Genomic DNA, 24,565 nt, shown 5'->3' with positions numbered 1-24,565 from the left:
TAAAGTCTAGGTTTAATGTTCTGAAAATAGGCTGTGAAACGCGGTGAGTGTTGCATCCACCACACGCTTCGAAGCAAGACCGTCCTCTAGTTTGTTGAACTTCATTTGCCAAGCCAAATAGCGCTGCGCATACTCAATTTTTTGGCTATCAATGCTCTCTAAGGATTTTCTCAGGAATGAAGAATCTCTCAAGATCGGTCCTGGAGCAAGTTGCTCGAAGTCGAAATAGAAACCTCTTTTGGCAACGTAGTCATCAAAGTCAGGAGCCAAGAAAATCATTGGCTTTCCGGTGACGGAAAAATCAAACATGGAAGATGAGTAATCGGTCACTAGAACATCGGCAGCCAAATACAGTTCCGCAACATTCTTGTAATCAGTCACATCAATAGCATCCTTTGCCACTGCCTCGCTATGCGCAGAGTGGGTGTTTGTGTGACCTCGGAACAACACTGTTACATTTTGCCCAAGCGAATCGTTCAAGAAATTTACCGGCTTCCAGTTTCCGGTTGCAGTTCGTTTTGAATCTCGCCAAGTAGGGGCATAGAGAACCACTAACTGGTTTTCATTCAGTATCCCGAGAGATTTGCGGACAAGGTCACGTTTGTCTCTACCGTTGATCAAGACATCATTTCTTGGATATCCCGTTTCCAAGACCTGACCAGAGTAACCAAAGGTTTTTCCCAAAATCTCAGTGCAGTAAGGATTCGGTGAGATTAGGTAGTCCCAAAACGAAGCCTCACGGTCCATCATCTTCAAGTAGCTTCCGGTTGGCACAACGTCCACAATGTCTCTACCAAGGCGCTTTAGCGGGGTTCCGTGCCAGGTTTGGATATATGTCTGACCTGCACGCTTTCGAAAATAGCTGGGGAAGTTTGTGTTGTTCACTAACACTTTTGCTGTGGCAAGCGCCTTGAGCCAGGCTAGCGAGCCATGTTTGACTCCCCTTGCTCCGCTAGGGGCTTCGGTTGAAGAGTTGACAGTAAAAAGTAGTTCTGCTCTAGGATTTCGAGATTTGATCTCAGAAAAGATTGCTAGAGGATTATCCCCAATGACTTTTCCTTGAAAGGACTCAAATAAGAATGTGTTAGTCAGTGGAGCCTTGCTGAATGCTCGATAAACAGCCCCTCGAAACCAATCCAGTTCTCTTCGTCTTAGTGCACCCAGGATGCGAGTTGGTGAGTACTTCACTTTTTATCCCCAGCATCAATTGTCTTTTTGGCTCCGAATACAAATCCAATCCAAAATCCAAATGCCCAACTCAAATGCATAACTGGCAAAGCTACAAACACCGCAAGGCGATCAACCAATGATAGGGACTTTGCAGTGGCAGCTGCGAAGGTAACTACCAACAAATAAAATGCAATAGGAATAATCAAATCCAATTCCCCGACAATTCCAAAGCTTGCTGAAACCACGAGGCCCGCCAAAACCAATAGTGCCAGTGGTGGAAGGAAGTATCTCAGCGACGCTTTAGCTGGAGCTCGACGAGTGAGTTCTCCTCGCCATACTCCGGTCGAGTAAAACTGCCAAGCCAAGGCTTTGATGTTTGATCTTGGCCAATAGTTCACAACAAGTTCTGGACTAAACCAAACCCTGCCGCCTTGAGCCTTGAGCCGTTGAGCTAGGTCCCAGTCTTCCCCGCGAATCGTGTTTTCGTCATAACCACCAACCGCCTTTAAGGCTTCAGAATCAAAAATTCCAAGGTATGCGGACTCAGCTTCGCCAGCCTTGCCACCCAAGTGGTACCTGCCTCCGCCAAGACCGAACCTTGATCCATAGCCGAAGGCCACTGCTTTTTGAAGGGCGGTTTTTCCCTGAGCCTTCATGATTCCGCCAACTAAGACAGACTTTGAATCCTCTAGGATTTCAACTCCGCGTTTCAAGTAGTTTTCACCAAGCTCACTGTGCGCGTCCACCCGAATAATGACTTCGCTTTTGGATGACTCAATAGCTAAGTTCAAGCCCGATGTTGTAAGACCTTTGGGGTTTGTGACTATTCTCACGCTTGAATGCTTGGAAGCCAGATCGTTAGCCACTTTCTCAGTTTGGTCGACCGAAGGACCGATTGCCAAAACGATTTCCAGCTGGCCCGGGTAATTCTGCTTGAGGACACTCTCAACCGCCGAAACTAAGTGTTGCTGTTCGTTTCTAACCGGCATCATCACCATGACGCTTGGGTAAGGGGTTTTCATCTAGTCGGTGTCGCCTTTTTCCATTGCTGCAATGTAAGCGTCGCAAACTTCTTTCGGGTTGCCATCCATCAAGAGCACGCCTTTTTCAAGCCAGATAACTCGGTTACAAGTGTCCTGAATGGATTTCATATTGTGACTAACTAATAAAACAGTTCCAGCTTCTTGACGCATCTGCCTGATTCTAGATTCAGCCTTTAGTCGAAACTGTCTGTCACCAACAGCCAGTGCCTCGTCGATTATCAGAATGTCGTGCTTCTTGGTAGCTGCGATCGAGAAGCGAAGTCTTGCTGACATGCCCTGAGAGTAGGTGCGCATCGGCAAGTCGATGAACTCCCTAAGCCCCGAAAAATCAATGATTGATTCACTGGCTTGAGTAATTTCCTTCTTGCTGTAGCCCATGGCTAGTCCACCGAGAAGAATGTTCTTGTCACCACTGAGGTTTGGCAGCAAAGCGGCTCCAACGCCAAGCATCATGGGTTTTCCTAACGCGTAAACAGAACCCCCGGTTGCCGGGAACAACCCGGCTATTGCGCGCATTAGAGAGGACTTACCAGAACCGTTAGACCCTACAATTCCTAGGGTTTCGCCTTCGTGAATAACCAGAGACACACCCTTAACTGCATGGACTTCTCTCATTCGAGTTCGGCTTCGTAACTTACCCTTGACCTTATTTGCCTTCTTGCCAGTTCCAAAGACTTGATAGGTCACGTGAACGTCATCCAGAACAATCACTGGTTTCTTACTATTTTCAGTCGCGACCATAGCGGGCCTCGGCTCTCCAGAAGTAAAAAACGCCAAACAGGAAAGTTCCAACTGACCAAGCAGTGGCCACTATCCAAAGCACAGGACTCATTTGCAAGTCATTCACTAAAGCTCCTCTGGCCAGGCTAATAAATGCATGCACTGGATTTAGCGTTGCTATCGCAAGTAGCTCTGGGTAGTCGGCAAATATTCTTTCTACCTCGAAGAAGATTCCGCTGGAATAGAACATCAATCGAGTAATGAATGGGACAAGTTTGTTCAAGTCTTGAATTCGAACAGTTAGCCTGGCCGAGATCATGGCTAGTCCTGTGCTGAAAAGAAACATCAAAAAAGTGATCGGGATCAGATACAACCAGTCCCAGGAAATCTCCTGGCCGAAAACCAACATAACGAGCGCAAGAATAGCTAGTTGCGGAATGAAGTTGATGAACTCACGAATCACGGCAGATAATGGCAAAAGAATTCTTGGGAAGCTCAAAGTTTTTAGTAGACCCGAGTTCGAAGTGATTGCTTTAGCTCCAGCAGAAAATGATCCTGAGAAAAAGGAGAAGAGAAAAACTCCAGTAATCAAGAAAGGTATGAAGTTTGCTGGACGCAAACTTCCGAGAATCAAACCAAATATGAGTCCATAGGTGAAGGCTTGAAGCGAGGGCACTAAGACCAGCCACCAACCTCCTAGCCTGCTGCGAGCGTTGGCTGACTCGGATGCATAGAGAGACATAATGAAGGCAAAATCGCGCCTTTGCCAAACTTGCTTTATGTACTCGCCGAACTTTGGTCGAACCCCAACCTGCGTTAGTCCATTCGCGGTTGCATAGTCAGCTAGATTCATTTTCCGCCTCTAGAAATTTCAGCTTTTAGCTGCTCGTTCTTTTCGGCAACTAAAGACGCCAATGAATGGCCGTATTCGATTAGCTTTTTTTCCAGAGCCGAATCGTTTGTTCCAAGGATTCGAGCTGCCAGAATTCCAGCATTTTTTGCTCCGCCAATTGAGACAGTGGCAACTGGAATACCGGCTGGCATTTGCACGATTGAAAGCAGTGAGTCCATGCCATCGAGTTTGCTAAGCGATACCGGAACACCAATAACCGGAAGGGTTGTGACCGAAGCAAGCATGCCGGGTAGATGAGCAGCTCCGCCAGCGCCGGCGATGATTACCTTAACCCCGCGAGAGGAAGCAGCTTTGCCCCACTCGATCATTTTTTCTGGAGTGCGGTGAGCTGAGAGAACCTCAACTTCGTATTCAATTCCAAATTGCTTGAGAGCCTCCGCGGCGTCGGACATAACGGACCAGTCTGAGTCTGAGCCCATGACAACGCCGACCAATGGATTGGTCATTAGGGACTCCCGTCGAATTGAATCAAGCTCGCTTGACCAATTTTAGCCAAGATTGGGCTTTAGCGGACACCCAGAATCAAAGCTCGGGCCTTGAGAGCGGTATCGAGTGCGGATTCTTGGGTTCCACCGACAACAGTGATGTGCCCGAGCTTTCGCCCGATTCGAGGGCTCTTTCCGTAGGAGTGGAGCTTGGCAGATGCGAATTGCTTCATAAGCTCCGGGTAGTTTTCAACGAAATCAACCTCATTGGATACGCCCAGTAGATTCACCATGACGGAGGCTTCAGCAACGGTAGTTTCCCCAAGTGGTTGATCTAGCACAGCACGAAGGTGCTGCTCGAATTGAGAGGTAGTTGATCCTTCGATACTGAAATGCCCTGAGTTGTGCGGGCGCATTGCAAGCTCATTGACAAGAAGTTTTCCATCAGTAGTTTCAAACATCTCTACCGCAAGATTTCCTGTGACGCCAAGAGAGGAGGAAATTAACTCTGCAATTTGTTTTGCTTTTTCTGCCAAATCTTCTGAAAGATTTGGTGCAGGTGCTAACACCTCTGAGCAGACGCCATTTTTTTGCCTGGTCTCAACAACCGGCCACGCCCTAAACTCACCGCTTGGATTTCTCGCAGAGAGCTGCGCAAGTTCACGAGTGAAAGACACTTTTTCTTCGGCAAGCAATTGTCCTCCAAGAGATGAAAGTGTCGCTTGCTCAAACCAGTCACTTACTTGGCTAGACGAACTAACTACCCGAACTCCCTTACCGTCATAACCACCGATAGGAGTTTTGACAATTATTTCTGGTCCAAATTCAGTGATAAACGCATCAAGCTCACTAGCGCTCGACACTGCCAGCCAGCGTGGATTTGGAGCGCCAATTTCCTCCAGTGCCTGTCTCATGACGAGTTTGTTCTGAGCGTGAGCCAGGGCTTTGGAAGGGGGTTGCACAGAGGTGCCGGCTGCTTCTAACGCTTCAAGAATATGAAGAGGAACATGCTCGTGATCAAAAGTGATTACATCTACACCCTTGGCAAAATCCATAACAGTTTTCAGATCCGTGTAATCACCGACAACTGTGGTAGCCAGATTTGCCGAAGAGTTTGCCGTTTCGGCAAGCACTTTTAGTTCAATTCCAAGATTGATGGCGGGCACGGTCATCATGCGCGCTAACTGCCCACCGCCGATTACTCCAACCCGATACTTCAACTACTTCAACTTCCTTCGCCTAGCTTGCTGCCTTGGCCCAGGCCTCTACTTCGGCTGCCAAGTACTTGTTCTTAGCGTATCCGCCAATACGGTACTCGGTTCCGTCGACCGAGAGTATGGAGATCACCTGCCTACCCAGGCGGCCCTCCTTCTGGATTTCAATTGATGAAAGCTCCGATAGCAGTAGCTGTCTTTTTCTAAACCCTAAAAATCCAAACCGAAAAGTAAGACGAGCACTTGTTAGCTCAAGATAACAAGTCAGATAACTCAGCAACGGAAACAGCCAGAACAAAACCACGATTGTTCCTCCGGCTATCAAGGCGTAGTTGTAATCGGAAGCAGAAATCTGCTCAACGATAAATGCCAGGGCAAAGCTCACCGCCGCTAACACCAGCGTGGGGGTAAATAGCCTGCGCGCTTTTGGCTTCAGGCGGAAAACTAAGTATTCAGAATTAGTAGTCACCGGATAATCTTCCCGCTAAGCCTTACGAAGGTGCAGCACATCGCCCGCTGAAACCGAAAGTGTCTCGTTTTGAGTTGAAACCACCAGGCGACCCGTGTCGTCAATGTCCTTGGCAAGACCGAAGGCTTTTTTGCCATCTGGAAACTCAACCGAAACCTGGGAACCAACGGTTGCCGAGAATTCCAGAACTGCCTGCCTTAGACCACTGGCTGTTGCATCGCCGCCGGCACTAGATAGCTCAAGATAAAGAGCCCGGATGTTTTCAATTACTGCTGCCAGCAGCTGATCGCGATCGACCGCAGTGTCAGTTTCTACAAATAAAGAAGTAGCGGTATCAACCGGTAGCTGCTGTGCGGATTGATTGACGTTGATGCCAAAGCCAATCACCACGCAGGATAAATCTGTGGCGACCTCGGCCAATATCCCGCTGACTTTCTTTTCAGCAATTAGTACATCGTTTGGCCATTTGATTTTTGGCTCTAGGCCAAGATCGGAAATTGCACGTGTTATTGCGAGCGCGGTGAGCAATGACAGCCAGCCAATGCCCGAGCTTTGGGTAAATTGCGGCCGTAGCAAAATCGATGCCATTACTGAAGAGCCTGGATTAGCTTCCCAGCTGCGATCCATCCGGCCTTTGCCTGCGGTCTGAAAATCGGTGGCCAGAACGTAAAACTCGGGCAATCCCTCTGACCTAGCTAGTAGGTCTTTGTTGGTGGAGCCGGTTTGCTCCAGGTATTCAAAGCCAGCCGCCGCCTGCGCAGATAAGAGGTATTCCATGCCTCAAGCCTAGGCCAGAGCTAATTTGTAGGAATCCTCAGCAATTGGGCTCGATGCTGTGTCAGAACCTGCAATAGCATCGGGTAGGGCCTTGGATAAAGTTGGTCCTTTAGAGCCTTATGAGCAATTGGAGAGATCTTGACCGACAAGCCAAAAGCTGACCTATCTACTACTGCTGGCAAAATCGAAGACCTTCGCGACCGCTACTACCAGGCAGTTCACGCCAGTGGCGATGCAGCGATTGAAAAGCAGCACGCCAAGGGTAAGAAAACTGCCCGTGAGCGCATTGAGCTTCTGCTAGATCCAGGCTCCTTTGTTGAGGTTGACGAGTTCGTTCGTCATCGCTCAACTGCTTTTGGCATGGAAGCTAACCGTCCTTACGGCGACTCGGTGGTCACAGGTTTTGGAACCATTCACGGTCGTCAAATTGCTCTGTTCTCTCAGGACTTCACAATCTTCGGTGGCTCCCTTGGAGAAGCAGCCGGAAACAAAATCATCAAGATTATGGACCTGGCAATTTCCACCGGCGTTCCACTGGTTGGAATTTTGGACTCGGGCGGCGCCCGCATTCAAGAAGGTGTCATAGCTCTTGGAAAATACGGCGAGATCTTCAAGCGCAACACCATGGCATCTGGAGTAATCCCGCAGATCTCAATCATCATGGGCCCTGCTGCCGGAGGAGCTGTTTACTCCCCTGCCCTAACTGATTTTGTGATCATGGTGGATAAGACCTCGAACATGTTTGTCACCGGACCAGATGTTATCAAGACCGTAACCGGTGAAGACGTCGGGATGGAAGAACTTGGTGGGGCAAGAGCACACAACCAAACTTCCGGTGTTGCTCACTACCTAGCAAGCGATGAAGAAGATGCGCTGGACTATGCCAGAACACTTTTGAGCTTCCTGCCGGAAAACAATCTTTCAGAGAGTGTGGTCTACGACTCAAGTTCAGAATTAGAAGTCACCGAGTCCGATCGCAAGCTAAACACTCTGGTTCCAGATTCTCCGAACCAGCCCTACGACATGCACACCGTGATTGAGCACATCGTTGACAATGGACACTTCCTAGAGGTGCAGCCACTATTTGCTCCGAACATCCTGATTGGTTTTGCTCGCATCGACGGAAGAAGCGTTGGAATTGTCGCCAACCAGCCTTCGGCAATGGCAGGAACTTTGAACATCGATGCTGGTGAAAAAGCAGCTAGGTTCGTCAGGTTCTGTGACGCGTTCTCGATTCCAATTCTTACCCTGGTGGATGTTCCGGGCTATCTTCCTGGCACCGACCAGGAGTGGGCTGGGGTTATCCGCCGAGGAGCTAAGTTGCTCTATGCCTATGCCGAGGCCACTGTTCCACTGGTCACGGTCATTACCCGCAAGGCCTATGGAGGCGCATACATCGTTATGGGTTCCAAGCAGCTTGGAGCCGATATCAACCTGGCGTGGCCAACAGCCGAGATTGCGGTTATGGGCGGTCAAGGAGCGGTGAACATTTTGTTCCGCGACAAGATCAAGGAAGCCGAAGCTGCCGGAAAGAACATTGCCGAAGTCAGAGCGCAACTAGCGGCTGAGTACACCTACAACGTTGCCTCTCCTTTCTTAGCCGCAGAGCGCGGAGAGCTCGATGGCATCATCGAGCCAGCACTTACTCGAGTTTCGGTTATCAAAGCACTTCGAGCACTTCGCACCAAGCGGGCTAGCCAGCCTCCGAAAAAGCACGGAAACATTCCGCTCTAATGACTAGACCAGACGATTCTGAATTTGCTGACGCCATCGAGGTTGTTTCAGGTGAGCCAACTCCCGAGGAGCTTGCAGCTGTCGTAGCTGTTCTGCTCGAGGCAAGCAAGCAGCAGTCAAGTACTAAATCAACGCAACGATCCACCTGGGCAAAAAATGACAGCATCCTAAGAACTGGCATAGTTGTAGGCAACGGTCAGTGGGGGTCGCAGTACAAGCAAGGTTTGTAGGTCCTGATTTCAAGGGAGTCAAGCACTACCTAACAGTTCACCGATTGACCAAATTTCTAGCCGCTGAGTCCTTTGCAGGCTTGGTTTGGATTCTTTTCGCATCTCAAGAGCGAGATAATCTTCGTATAAACGAAGGTTTGAAAATTGGCATCAATGCATTTGGTTTCGCGAACCAATACGGGGCTAAGGTCATACATAACTACCTAATAGTGCTCTCAGGGGAAAGCCTAGGTAGCGTGGGGGGAGGTCCGGGAGTTATTCACTCGGACCTCACACGTTTTCTTGAGTTTTTAGATTTCTACAAAACCAAACTAGCAATGCTCTCAAAGTGATGAGTGTGTGGGAATAGGTCGTAGGCCTTTAGCTGCTCAAGGCGATAGCCACCTGAGATCAAGACCTTCAAATCCCTAGCCAACGACACCGGGTCGCAAGCCACATAAACAATTTTGGCAGGGCGCAAAAACAATAGTTGATCAATCACTGCTTTGCCTGCTCCAGCGCGGGGTGGATCAATCACGACGGTGGCGCCTTCAAGCACAAGTCCTTGTTTGATTTGGGCCTTTAGGAATCCCTCCACTGGAGCAGAGACTGCCTTGTGCTTTGCAAGGTCAACCAAGTTTGCTCCAGCATCTGCAGTTGCAACTTTTGAAGATTCGACGGTTGTGATATTCAGTGATTTACCAAACTTGGTTGCCAGCGCGCCGGAAAACAAGCCAACTCCCCCGTAGAGATCTAAGTTATTTGCTGCAGGATCTAGACCTTCGGCCATTTGGATTACTTCCTGAGCAAGTAGCTCGGCTGCGCCGCGGTGCACCTGCCAGAATCCTCCGCTGGAGATTCGGAAAGATCTTCCAAGAGCGCGCTCAACGAGTTTTTTGTCACCCTTGACCTTCTTGTCAATAAACCACTGAACTCCACCGGTTGATGCGGTGGAGATCTCAATGCGCTTTACGTCCTGCCAATTCTTTAGATGAATGCCGAGCTCGTTGATTTCAGAAACGGCTAAAGGTAAGGACTTAACAGGAACCACTTCATGGGTTCGCTCTTTGTAAGGGCCGGCTATTCCTTCTTCGGAAACGTGAAGTTGAATTCGAGTTCGGTAGCCCAGCCCATTAGTTATCTCATCGCCTGGCACTGGTTCAACTGGAACTTCTCGCTCGATACCGCCCATGCGCGAAAGTGACTCGGTCAAAACTTCAGATTTTAGTTTGCGTTGGTACTCAAGTTTTAGATGACCAAACTCCGCGCCGCCGGCACCTAGGAGGTCGGCTTCTTTCCAGATGTGGGGAACGCGTGAGCCAGAAGGTTCAATAACTTGAACAGTCTCTGCCCGACAAAAAGAGCCGCCCTTGTCCTCGAATACTCGCGCTCTTACTTTTTCACCAGAAGCTGTATGAGAGACGAAAACTACTCGTGACTGGTGCCTGGCCACAAAGATTCCACCGTGGGCCACCTTCTCGATGTCCAGTTCAATTTCGGTGTCTTGCCAGTTTTCAGTTTTTGTCATCTGACAAGTGTTTCACAGCTACAAAGTAGTCTTGTCAGGTGACCCGATTAGTCCTAGCTTCCAGCTCTCCGGCCAGACTTGCCTTGCTTAGATCAGCCGGCATTGAGCCTGAGATCGTCCTTCCCGAAACGGACGAACCGGCGCTGGCTGCACAAGCGAAGCTTGAAAACCCGAACCTGAGCGCGCAGGAGCTAGTTGGACTGCTGGCCAAAGCCAAGGCTGAATCGGTGCTGCATGATCTTTCAACTAGAGGGGCTCTAATTCTCGGAGGAGACTCAGCACTTGAGTTTCAGGGTGAAATTCTTGGAAAACCCCATGAACCAGAAGTTGCGCTTGAGCGCTGGGCGAAACTGAGTGGAAATGTCGGTGTTTTGCACAGCGGACACTATCTAATTGACAATCGCGATCCAGCCAATCCAGTTGGTGCTCAAATGGTTAGCTCAACCAAGGTTTTTTTCTCAAAGCTTTCCAATCAGGAGATTGCCGACTACGTAGCAACGGGTGAACCGCTAAAGGTCGCCGGGGCTTTCACGATCGATGGTCTGGGTGGTGCTTTCATTGATCGAATTGAGGGTGATTCTCACACCGTGGTTGGGCTGTCACTAAAGGTGCTCCGTGAGTTAGCAGCTGGCTTTGGGGTCCATTACCCAAGCTTTTGGCGCTAATCACAATGATATCCAAGTCTTTTTGTAGCTAAGCGCCAATAGCGCATCCCCTTATGCCAATAGGCTTTTGTCTTATGACCAAACCAATCCGCAAGGTCCTCATCGCTAACCGCGGTGAGATTGCCGTTCGAATCGCTCGAGCAGCCAAAGACAGCGGAAGAAGATCAGTAGCCGTTTACGCCGATCAAGATCGTGACGCACTTCACGTGAAGGTGGCCGATGAGGCCTATGCCCTAAATGGCATCACCTCAGCCGAAACATACCTGGTCATCGAAAAGCTTCTCTCAATCGCCAAACGAAGCAACTGCGATTCAGTTCACCCAGGCTACGGATTCTTGGCCGAGAACGCCGAGTTCGCCAGGGCCGTTATCAAAGCCGGACTTACCTGGATTGGGCCCTCCCCTGAAGCGATCGAGAAACTGGGAGATAAAGTCTCCGCTCGACATGTTGCCGAAAAAGTCGGTGCTCCCCTAGCTCCTGGAACACTCGATCCGGTTTCAAATGCCAAAGAAGTTCTGGATTTTGTCGCCAAGCACGGATTGCCAGTAGCGATTAAGGCAGCATACGGCGGAGGTGGCCGAGGCATCAAAGTTGCCTACCAAGAATCCGAAGTCGAAGAAATGTTTGAATCCGCAACCCGCGAGGCCATCGCTGCTTTCGGACGTGGAGAGTGCTTTGTAGAAAAGTACCTAGAAAAACCAAGGCACGTTGAGACTCAGTGTCTGGCCGATTCAAAAGGAAACGTAGTTGTAGTTTCCACTCGCGACTGCTCGCTACAGCGCAGACACCAAAAACTAGTTGAAGAAGCCCCAGCTCCGTTTTTGACTCCTGATCAAAACAAGAAACTCTACGAAGCCTCAAAAGCAATCTTGAAAGAAGTTGGTTACCTCGGAGCTGGAACTTGTGAGTTCCTAGTTGCCCAGGACGGAACAATTTCATTCCTCGAAGTCAACACTCGCCTGCAGGTTGAGCACCCAGTCTCTGAAGAAGTCACTGGTCTTGATTTAGTTCGTGAACAATTCCGAATTGCCGAAGGTGGCATTTTGGATTATGGCGACCCAGAAGTTTCCGGTCACAGCTTCGAATTTAGAATCAACGGTGAAGACCCGGGTCGAAACTTTATGCCGGCTCCAGGATCCGTTCACGTCTTCAAAGCACCGAGTGGCCCTGGAGTTCGAGTAGACAGCGGTGTCGAATCAGGCGATGAGATTTCTGGAAACTTTGACTCGATGATTGCAAAGTTGATTGTCACAGGCAAGGACCGCACTGAAGCTCTAGAGCGTTCTAGAAGAGCTCTTGCCGAAATGGAGGTGCTAGGGCTTCCAACAGTTCTGCCCTTCCACAGAAAAATTGTTGACGATCCGGCATTTATTGGTTCCGGCGGAAAATTCGGTATTTACACCCGCTGGATTGAAACTGAATGGGTGAACGATCTAGAGCCATGGGGTGGCCTAGCAGACCAGCTTGATTTTGCACCGTCGGCCAAAAACTCAGTAGTTGTTGAAGTTGAAGGAAAGCGCATCGAGGTGAGCATTCCGGCTCGCTTCCTACACACCGGAACTGGCTCTCCAACAGCAGGACGAGCACCAAAGCGAAAAGTCTCTGCCCATCACGCATCTGCTGGAGCATCGGAATCGGTAATCAAAGCTCCTATGCAGTCAACGGTTGTAAAGATTGCAGTTTCGGTCGGAGACAAGATTGTCGAGGGTGACCAGGTGCTAGTTCTTGAGGCTATGAAGATGGAACAATCCATCACCTCTCCACGAAACGGCATCATCAAGCAAATCAAGGTCGCCGTTGGCGACACCATTGCCTCCGGTACTGCCCTGGTGGAGTTTGAGGACTAGTTGAGCCAACGCGCGTGGAGCTAGACTCAAATCCATGACTAATCCCCTAGAAACAATGACCAACAGCCCATTCGAAATTGCTAAACAGGCCGCCGAGCAAATCAGGCAAGCAACGGGTGTTGAAAAACACGAAATCGCACTAACCCTTGGGTCAGGTTGGGCTAAGGCCGCAGATCTGATTGGTGAAACTGTTGCGAGCGTTCCTGCCAAGGACATCATTGGATTTTCCGCTCCTGTTGTTGAAGGTCACGTAGCTTCAATTCGCTCCATCAAGCTTCCAAGTGGAAAGCATGCTCTGGTGCTGGGTGCAAGAACTCACTACTACGAAGGTCACGGAGTTCGTCGAGTAGTCCACGGAGTCAGAACTGCAGCTGCAACCGGTGCCAAGGTAATGATTTTAACTAATGGTTGTGGTGGCATCAAGGAGAGCTGGAAGCCAGGTACGCCGGTTCTAATCAGCGACCACATCAACTTAACTGCGGACAGCCCTCTTGAAGGTGCGACATTTATCGACCTGACTGACCTCTACTCCAAGAGACTTCGTGAGGTTGCAAGAACCGTGGATGCATCACTTGATGAAGGTATCTATGCCCAGTTCCGCGGACCACACTACGAAACCCCGGCTGAAGTCCAAATGGTAAAGCACATGGGCGGTCAACTGGTTGGTATGTCAACTGCACTAGAAGCAATCGCCGCCCGTGAAGCTGGCATGGAAATCCTAGGCTTTTCTCTAATGACAAACCTGGCCGCTGGAGTTCAAAAAACTCCGCTTTCTCACGCAGAAGTGCTGGAAGCCGGGCGCGAAGCCGAGCCAAGAATTAGCGCACTACTGGCAGCTATCATCAACAAGATATGAGCTCACTAGAAACACTTATTGCTAAGGCAAGAAGCTGGCAATCCCAAGATCCTGATGCCGAAACCAAGGCTGAACTTGAAGCACTGATTCTCGCAAGCGACGAGCAAGGCCTTGCTTCACGATTCGGTGGGCGCTTGGGATTTGGAACTGCAGGTCTTCGAGGAGAGCTTGGCGCAGGTCCAAACCGGATGAATCGTGTTTTGGTAGCACAGGCAGCAGTTGGAATCGCTAGATACCTAAAAGCAAACTTTGATGATCCAAGTTGCGTGATCGGTTTTGACGCCAGAAAAAACTCCGATGTCTTTGCCAGGGACTCAGCTGAAATTCTTGTTGGACTTGGAGTCCGCGCCTATCTTTACGATTCGCTTGTTGCAACCCCGATGGTTGCATTTGCCGTACGGGAGTTGGGCTGCTCGGCAGGAATCATGGTGACCGCCTCTCACAATCCCCCAGCCGATAACGGCTACAAAGTTTTTGACTTTACAGGCTCGCAGATCATTCCCCCCATGGATGCACTCATATCTTCAGAAATTGGCAAGTTTGCCGAAAACGAATCAGTTAGTGATCTAGTTAGATCCAGCGACTACTCGAGTGTGCCGGCCAGCATCTCAGTGGACTACCTGCAGGGTGTCAGTGGCTTGATGAACCGCCACTCAGATCGAAAGAGTCTGAAGATTGTTTACTCGGCAATGCACGGGGTAGGCGCTGAGTTCATCGAGAAGATTTTTGGTCTTGCTGGTATGGATCCGTTGATTCCAGTTGCCTCCCAACACAAACCAGATGGAACATTCCCTACTGTGGCTTTCCCTAACCCCGAAGAGCCAGGCGCGATGGATAAGTCAATTGAAACAGCAAAGGCAAATGGAGCTGACCTAGTGCTTGCAAATGATCCAGATGCAGACAGACTTTGCGTGGCGTACAAGGACTCAACTGGAAACTACATCCAACTTTCAGGAGATGACTTAGGTTTATTGCTAGCCGAGGAGCTAGCCGGTCGAGCAAAAAGAGAAGGGGTTTCTGGAACCCTTGCCTGCTCGATTGTTTCGAGTTCTGCGATTGAAAAAGTTGCCGAACACTACGGTTTAGATTTTGCTCAAACACTCACAGGGTTCAAATGGGTTGGCAGAGTGCCAAACCTTATCTTTGGCTACGAAGAAGCTCTTGGCTACTGCGTTGATTCGAGGCGAGTAAAAGACAAAGACGGTCTATCCGCAGCCCTCGTGGTTGCAGACATCGCAACTACCTTGGCTGCCTCGGGCTACACCATCGGTGATCAGCTAGAAAAACTCGGGGCCCGAGATGGCTACTTCGCTACCGATCAGATTTCCATTAGGGTGAAAGATTTATTAATTATTGAAAATCTGATGAAAAAACTTAGAGCTAATCCGATCCTGGAACTGGATGGGCAAGTAGTTGTATTCACCGACTATTTGAACGGTTGGGGAAATCTCCCTGGAACCGATGCCATCCAACTTGATTTAGCCGATGGCAGAAGAGTAATTGTTCGGCCTTCTGGAACTGAGCCCAAGCTCAAGTGTTACTTGTTGGCCGTTGCCGAGGAGAGCAATAGATCCCAAAGCATGCTCGCCTCTCTGAAAGCTGCCATGCAGAAGGTTCTGGACTAAGCCTTCGGGTTTTTGATAAAAGCCTTTACGCTTTCAGGAACACTCAAAGCTTCTGATTCTTTATCGCTCGGGATAGCCTCGTCAGCCACCACTCGAATAGGGATAACACCTGACCAGACGCCGGTTCCTGATCCTTCGCCATCCTCAGGCATGCCGGTTCGAACCTTCACCGAAGCCTCTTCAAGAGACAGCGAGAGCAATGTGGTGGCAGCCAGTTCCTTAGGTGTTGACGTTCTTATCTCAGATACACGACCGGGGATTAGACCGTTACTTACCTTTTCAAGCAGTGCGTTTTTCTCTGGACCGGTGATTTCTTCGGCGGCTCCAAGGATTACTACCGAGCGGTAGTTCATGCTGGAATCGTAGGTGGTGCGGGCAACAACCATGCCATCAAGTTTGGTCACTGTTACACAAGTTGGAATTCCTTTGGCAAGTTCTCTCATGAAGCGTGCTCCAGAAGATCCGTGGATCAGGATGCGATCGCCGTCGCGAACAAAGCCATAGGGCAAAACAAATGGCTGGCCGTTTTCAACATAGCCAACGTGGCAAAGAATTGTTGAGTCCAAAATCTCATACATCTCGTCGCGGTCTTCGACGGAGCGCTTTTTCAGGCGGTTAATCGCCGTTCTATCGGTTTGGCCCGGATTTGGTAAGGACATGGCTAGAGCTTATAGCTTTAGAGCAAAGCCTTGGAAAGCTTGGTGTTTAGCTCTTCGAGATCAAAGAAGTGGTCGATAGAAATAATCTCCGCGTTTAGACCCTTTAGGGATTCCACTAACTCTGGCGTGGTTAGGACAATCTGAGCATCGAAGGCTGCGCCTCTTGCTGTTGCCATGTCGGCGGCTTCAACGGTTGCGTCAACACCGATCATCTTGAGCACTTTTTCGGCGTTAATTTTTAGTAGTACCGAGGTCCCAATACCCATTCCGCAAACTGCAATTATCTTCACTTGGCTATTGTCCCAACAAGTTAGCCAAGAACCATAAGGATTTGCGCGAAATCGGAACAAGTTAGCAAAGAGTTCACCCGTTCCTGATCTGAAAGAACCTCAGCTAGCTGTGCCATGGTTTCGATGTGTGATTCGTGATCAGTAGCTGCAAGCCCAAAAACAAGCTGAACTGGGTCATTTTGCAAATGCTGAAACTCAATAGCTTGCTTCAGCACCAGCAAGCTAAGGCCCGTTTCGATGACATCCTCGCTGGGCTTGCCGTGGGCAAGAGCTATTCCAGGTGCAATAACGATGTAGGGGCCAAAGCGCTCAACTGCCTCAAGCATTGAGGCTATATAGGAATGCTTGGCTTTTCCACTTTGAACCAGAAGTTCTCCGGCTAATTTGATTGCAGCGCTGCGGTTATCAACCGAGTCTTTGATGAGAATTGAACCCTCACCAAAAGCATCAGCAAGCAAACCCATTAGACGTTAGCGAATCCGTCGCTAATCATGTCGATTAGCTCTTCGCGATCATCCAACGCTTGGAAAGCTGACTCAGCAGCGTTTAGCTGGAACTGCTCCAGATCGGCAAGGCTGTAGCCAAAGTTTGACATCAAAAGTTCAAGCTCGCGAGTAAGCGAGGTTCTGGACATCAGTCGGTTGTCAGTGTTTACAGTCACCTTGAATCCAAGCCCATAAAGAATATCAAACGGGTGATCAGAGAACTGGTCTCCGAGCATGGAAATAGCACCGGTCTGTAAGTTTGAAGACGGTGATAGCTCTAAGGCAATCTGACGATCGTGCACCCACTCTGCTACTTCGCCAAGGACCACTAGATCAGTATCGCCTTCGGTGCGAGAGAACATAACGTCCTCGATGATTCTTACTCCGTGGCCGATTCGAAGAGCGCGACCGGAAATAATCGCATCCCTGATGCTCTCTACTCCATCGCCTTCTCCGGCATGCACGGTGACAGGGAAGAAATGCTCTGCTAGATAATCGAAGGCTGCTTTGTGCCGAACCGGCAAAAAGCCCTTTTCGGCTCCGGCAATGTCAAAACCTACAACTCCGTTTTCACGGTGCCTAACGGCAAGCTCGGCAATTTCCATGCCGCGATCTGCGTGACGCATTGCTGTGACTAGTTGTCCGGTTCGGATAAAGCCGCCTTTGGCTTCGACATCAGACATGCCTTGTTCGAGTCCGTCCTGGACCGCTTCGACTGTTTCATCAAGTGATAATCCTGAGCGAAGATGCTGTTCTGGAGCCCAACGGATTTCTCCATAGATAACTCCGTCATCGTGTAGATCTAGCACGAATTCCTTGGCCACGCGAGCAAGACCTTCTTTGGTCTGCATAACTGCAGTGGTGTGATCAAATGTTTCTAGATATCTCTCAAGAGAACCTGAGTCAGCAGCGCTGAAAAACCAGTCTCCAAGTTCCTTAGCTTCAGTTGCTGGAAGCTTGTGCCCAATCGCATCGGCGAGCTCAATAATGGTCTGCGGCCTAAGTCCACCATCAAGATGATCGTGAAGAGAAATCTTGGGCAGCGCTTTGATTTTTGAGTCCATGAGTTATTTGTTCCTTTTGAGAAAATTAGCTGATTCGGTCGAGAATCAACTTTCTAGCAACCACTGCTTGAGCCTCAATGCTATAAGCATTCTCGATTGTCTCGGATGCGCGCTGGAAACGAGCCGGTTCATCGGTGTAAAGCGTGTAAAGCGGATCTCCCTCCTTTACAGTGTCGCCCAGCTGAGCATGCAAAGTGACCCCGGCACCAAACTGAATTGGGTCTTCTTTTCTGGCACGCCCGGCTCCCAATCTCCAAGAAGCAAGTCCCACGGAAAGTGCGTCAAGTTTTGTGATTACGCCATCAGAAGTTGCCTTTACGGTTTGCGATTCTTTGGCGATAGGGAGTTTGGCATCAGGGTCTCCGCCTTGAGCGCTAATCATCGCGCGCCACTTATCCATTGCGCGACCATCCTTTAGTGCTCCTGCAACATCCGCATCGGGTTTGCCAGCAAGAATGAGCATTTCGGTTGCCAAAGCGATGGTGATTTCAACCACATCGGCAGGTCCGCCGCCTGCAAGAACCTCGACCGACTCCTCAACCTCCAGAGCATTTCCAACCTTTAGGCCAAGAGGTGTTGACATGTCAGTAAGAAGTGCAGAAGTTTTCACTCCTGCGTCTTTACCAAGCTGCACTAATACTTCAGCTAGCTCGCGAGCCTTGGAAAGCTCCTTCATAAAGGCACCGGAGCCGACCTTCACATCCAGCACTAGAGACCCGGTTCCTTCGGCAATTTTCTTGCTCATGATTGAGCTTGCAATAAGTGGAATTGCCTCAACGGTTCCGGTGACATCACGAAGGGCGTAGAGCTTCTTGTCCGCTGGCGCAAGGCCGGAGCCTGCCGCGCAAATAACTGCACCAACTTCCTGCAGCTGTTTTTTCATTTCGTCATTCGATAAATTCGCTCGCCAACCTGGAATTGATTCGAGCTTGTCTAGTGTTCCTCCGGTGTGTCCAAGACCACGGCCAGAAAGCTGAGGAACTGCAACTCCAAATACTGCAACCAGTGGTGCTAATGGAAGTGTGATTTTGTCACCGACTCCGCCGGTTGAGTGCTTATCCGCTGTTGGGACGCCGAGCGATTCAAAGTTCAGTGTCTCCCCCGAGGCAATCATCGCCAGAGTGAGATCTTTGATTTCACGACGGTTCATACCGTTCAAAAGAATTGCCATCGCCATTGCCGACATTTGCTCGTCGGCTACTTTGCCGGATGTGTAGTTTTCAATCAGCCAGTCGATGGCTTCTTTCGAAAGCTCCTGCTGACTGCGCTTGGCGATGATCAGATCAACCGCGTCGAAATTGCTCACGAACGCTCGTTCAGTTCTCGGGGCCCAAAGGCATCAGGCAGCACTTCTTCGATGGTTTTGATGCCCGAAACAGTTTCAAGTAGCATGCCAGGGGCCGAGTGTTCGAACAGTAGCTGACGGCATCTGCCGCACGGCATCAGGATGTTCTCGCGCTTGTCGACGCAGTAAAAGGCAACTAACTTGCCAGGGCCAGTTCGAAACAGGTCAGACACCAACGAGCACTCAGCGCAGAGCGTCACACCGTAAGAAGCGTTTTCAATGTTGCATCCTGAAACAATGCGGCCATCGTCTGTAAGGGCAGCGGCTCCCACTGGAAACTTTGAGTAAGGCACGTATGCTTTTTTCATTGCGGTGATGGCCTCTTGCTTGAGAGCGTTCCAATCAATGTTCATTTCTAGCCCTTCACATATGGAATACCGTCGGCAGCCGGTGGTCTGGAACGACCAACGAAACCAACCACGGCAATGATTGTCACGATGTAAGGAACCATTGTGATGAAATTTGTAGGGATTCCAGGACTTACCTGGTTTGCCCAAACTCTCAAGATGATCGAGAAGCCAAACAGCAATGCAGCTGCAGTTGCATATCCAGGGTGCCAGCGTCCCAGGATAACAACAGCAAGAGCGATGAATCCAAGACCACCGGACATCTCTCGTCCGAACGATCCAGAGCTACCGATTGTTAGTGCTGCTCCACCTAAACCTGCAAGAAGCCCTCCAAGAGTCACCCACCAAAAACGAGTGCGGCCAACGTTGATTCCAACTGTGTCAGCAGCTAGTGGATTTTCTCCAACGGCTCGAGCTCGAAGACCTAACTTGGTCTTGAATAACACAAACCACAAAACGATAACTATCGCGATTGCAAGCCAAACCGTAATTCGGTTCTGGAATAGCACTGGCCCAATAACTGGGATATCTCCGAGGAAAGGAATGTGAATAATCGGTAGCGTTCCAGGGCTGTTGGTTGCTGACTCATCCTCGGTTACCCACTGCTGGTAAAGGAAGTTTGTAATTCCAATGGCCAGCACGTTCAAAACAACACCGACGATAATCTGCTGCGCCAAGAAGCGAACTGCGAATACCGCTAGCACAGCCGAGAAAAGTGCGGCTGTGATCATCGCTGAGATGATTCCAATGATCTGATTTCCAGTCAAAGTGCTAACAACCGATGCCATAAATGCACCGGTAAGCAGCTGTCCCTCAATTGCGATGTTTACAACACCGACTCGCTCGCTCATAACTCCAGCCATAGCGCCAAGCATGATTGGGACCGCGAGGACCAGTGCAGAGCCCAGAATAAATGCCACCGGCACCACTTGGCCGCCAGCAAGCCATCCAAGAAGAGCAACCAGAGCAATAGCCCCAAAGACTATAGAAAACCAAATTGAAGAGCGGATGTTCTTAGCTACCTGCCAAGCCACAAAACCTGCTATCGCCAGCAACAAGATACCCGATGCGATTCCAAGCACGTTCGAGGGAACATCGATGTTAGGTAGCTGAACAGCTTCTCTAACTCCGGTCAATTCAAAAGCGACTGACTCTGGTTTTCCGAGGATTCCAAAAAAGACTAAGACAACGGCAGCAAGTGAGCCCATAACGGTTGGGGTTTTCCACGATTCACGGGTCTCTTTTTTAGTCTCAGTGCTCATTTCTTACCTCCTCGACTAAATAGCTTGGATCTCAAAGCACTAAGCACACTAGTTGTCTGCGGAGGCGGGAGTCTAAAGATTGCCCTGATTAGAGGAGGAGCTGCGATGAACAAAACAATTGCTCCTTGAACAATTCCTAGAACATCAGGTGAAATTCCCACAATCTGAATTGCTGATGACCCGGCCTTGAATGCACCAAAGAGCAAGCCTGCTAGCAGCACTCCAGATGCAGACGAGCCGCCCAAAAGTGCAACGGTGATTGCGTCAAATCCAATACCTGCGTGGCTGGTTGGAGTAACACCACCTGTTGAAGAAAGAGCTTGATTCGCTGCAGCAATTCCAACAAAGGCTGCAGAAAGACCAAGAGCAAGAACAAATGTTCTTTCCACATTGATTCCAGCAGTTTTGGCAGCCGATGGATTAAACCCAACCGCTCTAAGTCTGAAACCAATTGTTGATCTTTCCATGAGCCACCAGTAAACAACAACAGCTGCGATCGAAAGAACGAACCCTAAGTTCAATGCGTAGCTCTCGCCAAGTAGGTAAGGAAGGCGTGCGGTCTCGAAGGCTGGGTCGGACTTTGTATAGCCGCCTGCAGTTTCACCCTGTAGCAAGGCGTTATCAGTCAACAAGAAGTTAAATAAGGAGACGATGATGTAGTTGAGCATGATGGTGGTGATAACTTCATTGGCTCCAGTTCTTGCCTTTAGGAATCCAACGAAGGCACCGACCAGGGCAGCTCCTATAATCGCCGCAACTATTGCGACCACGAAGTGAATAACCGGTGGAAGCTCCATGCGGGTTGCCACAAAAGTTGCCCAGATCAGTCCAGAAACTAGTTGGCCTGTGCCACCAATGTTGAATAGCCCGACTCGAAAACCAAGCCCGATTCCAAGACCAGCGGCAATCAGCGGTCCCGCTAGTCGAAGTGTTTCCGTAAGGGGTCTAATTGCCCCTTCAAAAGTTGCAGCGTTTGGGTTGTAAATCGAACCCTGAATCAAAGCACCGTAGCCAGCGCCCACTACATCGACTGCAGCTCTAAGGCTCGCAAGCGGGTCGGCAAAAAAGTAACCCATGCTCTGGAGAAATTCCCTATTGGAAATGATCATGAAAAATGCGCCAACAGCAAAACCCAGAATTACAGAAACAACGGTCCTGGTCACTCCCCCGGAGAGAATCTCTTTGAATGCTGCATTCCAGTCAATCGGCTCTTTGTTTACAGACTTACTCATGCTGAAACTCCCGCCATCATCTGGCCGAGTTTTGCACGATCGGTTTTGTTATCAACGATGCCGACAATGCGACCGCGGTACATAACCGCTATCCGATCGGCCAAAGCCAACACTTCATCTAGTTCGGTAGAAATCAGAAGCACAGCTTTGCCAGCGTTTCTCTCTTCCACCAGACGCTCATGAATGAATTCGATTGAACCAACATCAACACCTCGAGTTGGTTGAGAAACAATTAGCAAGTCAACTTCTCTTGATAACTCTCTTGCCAAAACAACTTTTTGTTGATTTCCTCCAGAAAGTTTTCCAGCTGGAGTCAGCGCAGAGGTGGTTCTAACATCAAACTCTTTGACTCTTTCTTCAGCTAGACGCGCTCTGGTTGCAAATGCAATCCCAAAGCCATTGGCGTAAGGCTTTGTGAAAGACCCGTTCAGCATTAGATTCTCAGCGATAGAAAATTCAGAGATGAGACCGTTTTTCTGGCGGTCTTCAGGAACGTATCCGACACCTTTTTCTAGAATGCTTCTAACCGACTTACCCCGAACACTCGAGCCGGCAATTGAAATATCTCCCTCGTTGGAGTGAATAGACCTAAGACCCAGAATTGCTTCTGCAAGTTCGGTTTGGCCATTTCCTTGCACGCCTGCGATTGCAAGAATTTCTCCGGCTCTTACTTCAAAACTTACGTGATCCACCGCTCGCTGGTCGCGATCATCAAGTACTGAAAGGTCTGAAACATTGAGCACGACTTTGCCCGGATCAGCAATTTTCTTGTCAACTGTCAAGCCAACATCACGGCCAACCATCATGCTCGCAAGCTCAGCAGTTTCGGTGCTCGGCTTAGCCTCGCCAACTACTCGGCCTTGGCGAATAACGGTGATCTTGTCCGCAACGGCCTTTACTTCGCGAAGTTTGTGAGTGATGAAAACAATTGAGGTTCCGGACTTTGCCAGCCCACGCATGATCTCCATCAGCTCGTCAGTTTCCTGAGGAGTTAGAACAGCGGTTGGCTCATCAAGGACTAAAACCTTGGCGTCCCGGGCAAGTGATTTGATGATCTCGACTCGCTGCTGAACACCAACTGGAAGATCTTCAACGAGTGCATCGGGGTCCACATCAAATCCGAATCGATCGGAAATCTTGCGAACCAAAGCTCTAGCGGCATCCAAATCCAGCACACCGCCGCGTTTTGTTGGTTCGTGGCCTAGGGCAACATTCTCGGCGACAGTAAAGACCGGAATAAGCATGAAGTGCTGATGGACCATTCCGATTCCGGCGGCCATTGCATCACCGGGACCTGCAAATTCCACCGGTTTGCCATTGAGGAGAATCTGACCAGCATCTGCTTTATAAAGCCCGTAGAGCACGTTCATCAAAGTAGATTTTCCGGCTCCGTTTTCGCCGAGCAAGCTGTGTATCTGTCCAGATTCAACAACTAGATCAATTGCGTCATTAGCTACGAGGGTCCCAAATCGCTTGGTGATGCCCTTTAGCTCGAGTCTCATGCCGCACTCCTATGTGCAAATTGTTTTGGTCTGGAGATATTCTCTCACAGAAAAATTGAAGACCGGATGCCCCAAAGGGACACCCGGTCTTCAAGAGTGATTTAGCTACTAGCCCTTTGGCTTGTAGGTTCCGTCAATGATTCCAGCCTCTAGCTCGACTAGCTTGTCAGCTAAACCGGAGCTTACCTTTGAGGAGAAGTCAGTGAAGGCAGAGATTCCAACACCCTTGTTAGCAAGAGTTCCAATGTAAGGAGTTGCATCGAATGCAGCTCCGTCAACTAGGCCCTTGATTACATCGAATGTAGCGATGGTCATTCTCTTCTCGATTGAGGTAAGAATGTACTTCGCTAGATCTGGGTTCTGTGCTGCGATGTCAACGTCAACACCAAGCATTGCTGCTTCTGGGTTTAGCTCGTCGATTGCAGACTGAACAGAAGTGAACTGGTTTCCTCCAACAGGAAGGATAACGTCAGCACCTGCCTGGATCTGAGTCTTTGCAATAGCTAGACCTTCTGGGTTGTTTGGAGCGAATCCACCCATGAAGTCTCCACCGTCTGGGTTAGCTGGGTCCCAGCCAAGAACGGTAACTTCTGCATCGTTGTCCATACCCCACTGCATTGCACCGTAGTAGTAACCGGTCATGAAGTCAGTAACTGAAGGGAAAGGAAGTCCTCCGAAGGTACCGAGTGTCTTTGAGGTTGAGAAGTCAGCCGAAGCGTAACCTGCTAGGAAACCTGCCTCAGCAGTTTCGAATAGCAATGGCTTTACGTTGGTGCTCTCAGAAGTTGAGTCAACTAGAGCAAAGTTAAGCTCTGGGTTCTCTGCTGAGATCTTGGTGATTGCATCGCCTAGTGCGAATCCAACACCGATGATGATGTCACAGCCAGCGTCAACGCTTGCCTGTAGGTTTGGCTCGAAGTCCTCAGGAGTTGCGGACTCTAGAGCGTTAATCTGAACGCCTAGCTCTGCTTCAGCCTGTAGTAGACCGGTGTAAACAGCCTCGTTGAAGGACTTGTCGTTCCAGTTTCCTTCGTCAGAAACTGCGCAAGCTAGAAAATCAATTGGCTCTGCAGTTGTTTCTTCTGGTGCAGCTGCACAACCAGAAAGTACTAGAGCTGAAACAGCTGCTAGTGAAAGTGCCTTTGCAGCACTTGAACGTGAAATTAGCTTCACTTAGGTTCCTC

At 49.6% G+C, this 24,565-nt stretch carries 26 protein-coding genes; 7 read left to right on the top strand and 19 right to left on the bottom strand.

Features of this window, described 5'->3' with window-relative positions; translation table 11 throughout:
* Positions 1 to 12 precede the first annotated feature (12 nt).
* From AC8GDC_RS01470 to AC8GDC_RS01435, 8 genes are read right to left on the bottom strand one after another with little or no spacing between them, the layout of a single operon-like run.
* Entirely contained in the window at positions 13 to 1,188 is a 1,176-nt protein-coding gene (locus tag AC8GDC_RS01470) for a CDP-glycerol glycerophosphotransferase family protein (RefSeq protein WP_506558117.1), read from the bottom strand.
* Positions 1,185 to 2,192 carry a glycosyltransferase family 2 protein gene (locus AC8GDC_RS01465; protein WP_506558116.1) on the bottom strand — a complete coding sequence of 336 codons (1,008 nt, stop codon included), beginning with the start codon at positions 2,190 to 2,192 and terminating at the stop codon, positions 1,185 to 1,187. The genes AC8GDC_RS01470 and AC8GDC_RS01465 overlap by 4 nt, the downstream gene beginning before the upstream one ends.
* Positions 2,193 to 2,954 (bottom strand): ABC transporter ATP-binding protein, encoded by a 762-nt coding sequence (locus AC8GDC_RS01460; RefSeq protein ID WP_506558115.1) that lies wholly within the window; start codon positions 2,952 to 2,954, stop codon positions 2,193 to 2,195.
* Positions 2,941 to 3,786 (bottom strand): ABC transporter permease, encoded by an 846-nt coding sequence (locus tag AC8GDC_RS01455; RefSeq protein ID WP_506558114.1) that lies wholly within the window; start codon positions 3,784 to 3,786, stop codon positions 2,941 to 2,943. The genes AC8GDC_RS01460 and AC8GDC_RS01455 overlap by 14 nt, the downstream gene beginning before the upstream one ends.
* A complete protein-coding gene (purE, locus tag AC8GDC_RS01450; RefSeq protein WP_506558113.1) occupies positions 3,783 to 4,292 on the bottom strand; it encodes a 5-(carboxyamino)imidazole ribonucleotide mutase in 510 nt (169 codons plus the stop codon). Before purE ends, AC8GDC_RS01455 begins: the two co-directional genes overlap by 4 nt.
* A gap of 59 nt (positions 4,293 to 4,351) precedes the next feature.
* Positions 4,352 to 5,491 carry a 5-(carboxyamino)imidazole ribonucleotide synthase gene (locus AC8GDC_RS01445; protein WP_506558112.1) on the bottom strand — a complete coding sequence of 380 codons (1,140 nt, stop codon included), beginning with the start codon at positions 5,489 to 5,491 and terminating at the stop codon, positions 4,352 to 4,354.
* A gap of 19 nt (positions 5,492 to 5,510) precedes the next feature.
* On the bottom strand, positions 5,511 to 5,954 hold the full coding sequence (locus AC8GDC_RS01440; protein WP_506558111.1) for a PH domain-containing protein: 444 nt from the start codon (positions 5,952 to 5,954) through the stop codon (positions 5,511 to 5,513).
* 15 nt (positions 5,955 to 5,969) lie between these two features.
* On the bottom strand, positions 5,970 to 6,731 hold the full coding sequence (locus AC8GDC_RS01435; protein ID WP_506558110.1) for a biotin--[acetyl-CoA-carboxylase] ligase: 762 nt from the start codon (positions 6,729 to 6,731) through the stop codon (positions 5,970 to 5,972).
* A 138-nt stretch (positions 6,732 to 6,869) separates the two neighbouring features.
* On the opposite strand from AC8GDC_RS01435, the gene AC8GDC_RS01430 reads away from it, so the two are divergent.
* The 3 genes from AC8GDC_RS01430 to AC8GDC_RS01420 are packed head-to-tail and all read left to right on the top strand — an operon-like array spanning position 6,870 to position 9,027.
* Positions 6,870 to 8,465, top strand: a complete 1,596-nt coding sequence (locus AC8GDC_RS01430) for an acyl-CoA carboxylase subunit beta (RefSeq protein WP_506558109.1) — start codon at positions 6,870 to 6,872, stop codon at positions 8,463 to 8,465.
* Complete coding sequence (locus AC8GDC_RS01425) at positions 8,465 to 8,695, top strand: acyl-CoA carboxylase subunit epsilon (RefSeq protein ID WP_506558108.1); 231 nt, start codon at positions 8,465 to 8,467, stop codon at positions 8,693 to 8,695. The genes AC8GDC_RS01430 and AC8GDC_RS01425 overlap by 1 nt, the downstream gene beginning before the upstream one ends.
* Entirely contained in the window at positions 8,665 to 9,027 is a 363-nt protein-coding gene (locus tag AC8GDC_RS01420) for a hypothetical protein (protein WP_506558107.1), read from the top strand. The genes AC8GDC_RS01425 and AC8GDC_RS01420 overlap by 31 nt, the downstream gene beginning before the upstream one ends.
* On the opposite strand, the gene AC8GDC_RS01415 is transcribed toward AC8GDC_RS01420, so the two are convergent.
* Positions 8,994 to 10,202 (bottom strand): class I SAM-dependent RNA methyltransferase, encoded by a 1,209-nt coding sequence (locus AC8GDC_RS01415; RefSeq protein ID WP_506558106.1) that lies wholly within the window; start codon positions 10,200 to 10,202, stop codon positions 8,994 to 8,996. The two genes, AC8GDC_RS01420 and AC8GDC_RS01415, sit on opposite strands and share 34 nt — an antisense overlap.
* A gap of 38 nt (positions 10,203 to 10,240) precedes the next feature.
* Between AC8GDC_RS01415 and AC8GDC_RS01410 the strand changes: the two genes are divergently transcribed.
* The 4 genes from AC8GDC_RS01410 (at position 10,241) to AC8GDC_RS01395 (ending at position 15,195) form a co-directional block, all read left to right on the top strand.
* Entirely contained in the window at positions 10,241 to 10,867 is a 627-nt protein-coding gene (locus AC8GDC_RS01410; RefSeq protein WP_506558105.1) for a Maf family protein, read from the top strand.
* A gap of 74 nt (positions 10,868 to 10,941) precedes the next feature.
* Entirely contained in the window at positions 10,942 to 12,714 is a 1,773-nt protein-coding gene (locus AC8GDC_RS01405; protein WP_506558104.1) for an acetyl/propionyl/methylcrotonyl-CoA carboxylase subunit alpha, read from the top strand.
* Between the two features lie 34 nt (positions 12,715 to 12,748).
* Positions 12,749 to 13,570, top strand: coding sequence for a purine-nucleoside phosphorylase (locus AC8GDC_RS01400; RefSeq protein ID WP_506558103.1), 822 nt, complete (start codon positions 12,749 to 12,751; stop codon positions 13,568 to 13,570).
* Positions 13,567 to 15,195 (top strand): phospho-sugar mutase, encoded by a 1,629-nt coding sequence (locus AC8GDC_RS01395; protein WP_506558102.1) that lies wholly within the window; start codon positions 13,567 to 13,569, stop codon positions 15,193 to 15,195. Before AC8GDC_RS01400 ends, AC8GDC_RS01395 begins: the two co-directional genes overlap by 4 nt.
* Here the strand turns inward: AC8GDC_RS01395 and AC8GDC_RS01390 are convergent.
* The 10 genes from AC8GDC_RS01390 to AC8GDC_RS01345 form a co-directional block, all read right to left on the bottom strand.
* On the bottom strand, positions 15,192 to 15,854 hold the full coding sequence (locus AC8GDC_RS01390; protein ID WP_506558101.1) for a pyridoxamine 5'-phosphate oxidase family protein: 663 nt from the start codon (positions 15,852 to 15,854) through the stop codon (positions 15,192 to 15,194). The two genes, AC8GDC_RS01395 and AC8GDC_RS01390, sit on opposite strands and share 4 nt — an antisense overlap.
* A 17-nt stretch (positions 15,855 to 15,871) precedes the next feature.
* Entirely contained in the window at positions 15,872 to 16,144 is a 273-nt protein-coding gene (locus AC8GDC_RS01385) for a PTS sugar transporter subunit IIB (protein WP_506558100.1), read from the bottom strand.
* Positions 16,145 to 16,164: 20 nt separating this feature from the next.
* Entirely contained in the window at positions 16,165 to 16,608 is a 444-nt protein-coding gene (locus AC8GDC_RS01380; protein WP_506558099.1) for a PTS sugar transporter subunit IIA, read from the bottom strand.
* Complete coding sequence (locus tag AC8GDC_RS01375; RefSeq protein ID WP_506558098.1) at positions 16,608 to 17,693, bottom strand: adenosine deaminase; 1,086 nt, start codon at positions 17,691 to 17,693, stop codon at positions 16,608 to 16,610. The genes AC8GDC_RS01380 and AC8GDC_RS01375 overlap by 1 nt, the downstream gene beginning before the upstream one ends.
* 25 nt (positions 17,694 to 17,718) lie before the next feature.
* Positions 17,719 to 18,999, bottom strand: a complete 1,281-nt coding sequence (locus AC8GDC_RS01370) for a thymidine phosphorylase (RefSeq protein ID WP_506558097.1) — start codon at positions 18,997 to 18,999, stop codon at positions 17,719 to 17,721.
* Positions 18,996 to 19,391, bottom strand: coding sequence for a cytidine deaminase (locus tag AC8GDC_RS01365; RefSeq protein ID WP_506558096.1), 396 nt, complete (start codon positions 19,389 to 19,391; stop codon positions 18,996 to 18,998). Before AC8GDC_RS01365 ends, AC8GDC_RS01370 begins: the two co-directional genes overlap by 4 nt.
* A 2-nt stretch (positions 19,392 to 19,393) precedes the next feature.
* Complete coding sequence (locus tag AC8GDC_RS01360; RefSeq protein ID WP_506558095.1) at positions 19,394 to 20,647, bottom strand: ABC transporter permease; 1,254 nt, start codon at positions 20,645 to 20,647, stop codon at positions 19,394 to 19,396.
* Entirely contained in the window at positions 20,644 to 21,879 is a 1,236-nt protein-coding gene (locus AC8GDC_RS01355; protein ID WP_506558094.1) for an ABC transporter permease, read from the bottom strand. Before AC8GDC_RS01355 ends, AC8GDC_RS01360 begins: the two co-directional genes overlap by 4 nt.
* Positions 21,876 to 23,381 (bottom strand): ABC transporter ATP-binding protein, encoded by a 1,506-nt coding sequence (locus tag AC8GDC_RS01350; protein ID WP_506558093.1) that lies wholly within the window; start codon positions 23,379 to 23,381, stop codon positions 21,876 to 21,878. The genes AC8GDC_RS01355 and AC8GDC_RS01350 overlap by 4 nt, the downstream gene beginning before the upstream one ends.
* Positions 23,382 to 23,489: 108 nt before the next feature.
* Positions 23,490 to 24,554, bottom strand: a complete 1,065-nt coding sequence (locus AC8GDC_RS01345; protein WP_506558092.1) for a BMP family lipoprotein — start codon at positions 24,552 to 24,554, stop codon at positions 23,490 to 23,492.
* Between the last annotated feature and the right edge of the window lie 11 nt (positions 24,555 to 24,565).

The organism is Rhodoluna miladensis (SeqCode), from assembly GCF_965234705.1.
Taxonomy (GTDB): Bacteria; Actinomycetota; Actinomycetes; order Actinomycetales; family Microbacteriaceae; genus Rhodoluna; species Rhodoluna miladensis.
The sequence above is the reverse complement of the archived record's forward strand: the minus strand, read 5'-3'. Positions and strand labels throughout refer to the sequence as shown.

Excerpts from the sequence above, each read along its gene's own strand:
- AC8GDC_RS01365 (WP_506558096.1), bottom strand. The coding sequence starts at position 19,391 with ATGAACATTGATTGGAACGCTCTCAAGCAAGAGGCCATCACCGCAATG.
- AC8GDC_RS01355 (WP_506558094.1), bottom strand. The coding sequence starts at position 21,879 with ATGAGTAAGTCTGTAAACAAAGAGCCGATTGACTGGAATGCAGCATTC.
- AC8GDC_RS01375 (WP_506558098.1), bottom strand. The coding sequence starts at position 17,693 with ATGGACTCAAAAATCAAAGCGCTGCCCAAGATTTCTCTTCACGATCAT.
- AC8GDC_RS01350 (WP_506558093.1), bottom strand. The coding sequence starts at position 23,381 with ATGAGACTCGAGCTAAAGGGCATCACCAAGCGATTTGGGACCCTCGTA.
- AC8GDC_RS01455 (WP_506558114.1), bottom strand. The coding sequence starts at position 3,786 with ATGAATCTAGCTGACTATGCAACCGCGAATGGACTAACGCAGGTTGGG.
- AC8GDC_RS01395 (WP_506558102.1), top strand. The coding sequence starts at position 13,567 with ATGAGCTCACTAGAAACACTTATTGCTAAGGCAAGAAGCTGGCAATCC.
- AC8GDC_RS01425 (WP_506558108.1), top strand. The coding sequence starts at position 8,465 with ATGACTAGACCAGACGATTCTGAATTTGCTGACGCCATCGAGGTTGTT.
- purE (WP_506558113.1), bottom strand. The coding sequence starts at position 4,292 with ATGACCAATCCATTGGTCGGCGTTGTCATGGGCTCAGACTCAGACTGG.
- AC8GDC_RS01465 (WP_506558116.1), bottom strand. The coding sequence starts at position 2,192 with ATGAAAACCCCTTACCCAAGCGTCATGGTGATGATGCCGGTTAGAAAC.
- AC8GDC_RS01415 (WP_506558106.1), bottom strand. The coding sequence starts at position 10,202 with ATGACAAAAACTGAAAACTGGCAAGACACCGAAATTGAACTGGACATC.
- AC8GDC_RS01405 (WP_506558104.1), top strand. The coding sequence starts at position 10,942 with ATGACCAAACCAATCCGCAAGGTCCTCATCGCTAACCGCGGTGAGATT.
- AC8GDC_RS01460 (WP_506558115.1), bottom strand. The coding sequence starts at position 2,954 with ATGGTCGCGACTGAAAATAGTAAGAAACCAGTGATTGTTCTGGATGAC.
- AC8GDC_RS01435 (WP_506558110.1), bottom strand. The coding sequence starts at position 6,731 with ATGGAATACCTCTTATCTGCGCAGGCGGCGGCTGGCTTTGAATACCTG.
- AC8GDC_RS01400 (WP_506558103.1), top strand. The coding sequence starts at position 12,749 with ATGACTAATCCCCTAGAAACAATGACCAACAGCCCATTCGAAATTGCT.
- AC8GDC_RS01360 (WP_506558095.1), bottom strand. The coding sequence starts at position 20,647 with ATGAGCACTGAGACTAAAAAAGAGACCCGTGAATCGTGGAAAACCCCA.
- AC8GDC_RS01380 (WP_506558099.1), bottom strand. The coding sequence starts at position 16,608 with ATGGGTTTGCTTGCTGATGCTTTTGGTGAGGGTTCAATTCTCATCAAA.
- AC8GDC_RS01390 (WP_506558101.1), bottom strand. The coding sequence starts at position 15,854 with ATGTCCTTACCAAATCCGGGCCAAACCGATAGAACGGCGATTAACCGC.